The 668-nt window shown below is 28.3% G+C and carries 1 protein-coding gene; it reads left to right on the top strand.

What is annotated here, in order from left to right; all coding sequences use genetic code 11:
* The first annotated feature begins 25 nt into the window (after positions 1–25).
* Complete coding sequence (locus CDH49_RS15550; protein WP_100616443.1) at positions 26–610, top strand: hypothetical protein; 585 nt, start codon at positions 26–28, stop codon at positions 608–610.
* Positions 611–668 lie beyond the last annotated feature (58 nt).

The raw sequence follows: 668 nt of genomic DNA on the forward strand, positions 1-668 counted from the left end.
AACACGTTGTGCATAATTTGAGAGAATGAAATTTATAGGAAAATTTATAGTTTTTATTTTAATTATTTCTTGTTCAAATAAGGAAAACACTTTGGAACAATATGCGAATTATCCTGTAAAATTCGCAAATCAAAAAATCACTCATCCGAGTAATGATTTCTCAATTCTTATTCCAAAAAACTGGGATTGGAAAGCTGAGGATTACGACAATGAAAATATCATATTAGGAATTGACGCAAGCTCAAAACCTGACCAAAATGGATATATTGACTTAATATCTATTCAAAAAATTAAAAGTTTCGGAGAAAATAAAGACCTAAAATCTGAATTTGACTATTGTCTAGATATAGTAAAAAACAACTCGTGGAATAGAAAATTATTGGAATCTGGAGAAACGGAGATTTTTAATGAAAAATCTTATTTCTTGCACACAATATCGGACTCAATTAAACCTGGAGATACGGAAGTTATTAGCTTTATTCTGGACAGCGAGACTGAAGGTGTTTTTTATAATCTAACTGTATCTGCTTCACAAACAGAAGATTTAAAGAAAAATATGTCGATTATAATACAGTCATTTAAAACATTTGAAAAACTGAATAATAAATAAAAAAAACTATGCACAACACCGTGTATAAAAAATTGCTAGTTTTAGTTAACACAAAGTT

The sequence above is a fragment of the Confluentibacter citreus genome (genome assembly GCF_002807055.1).
GTDB classification, from domain to species: Bacteria; Bacteroidota; Bacteroidia; order Flavobacteriales; family Flavobacteriaceae; genus Confluentibacter; species Confluentibacter citreus.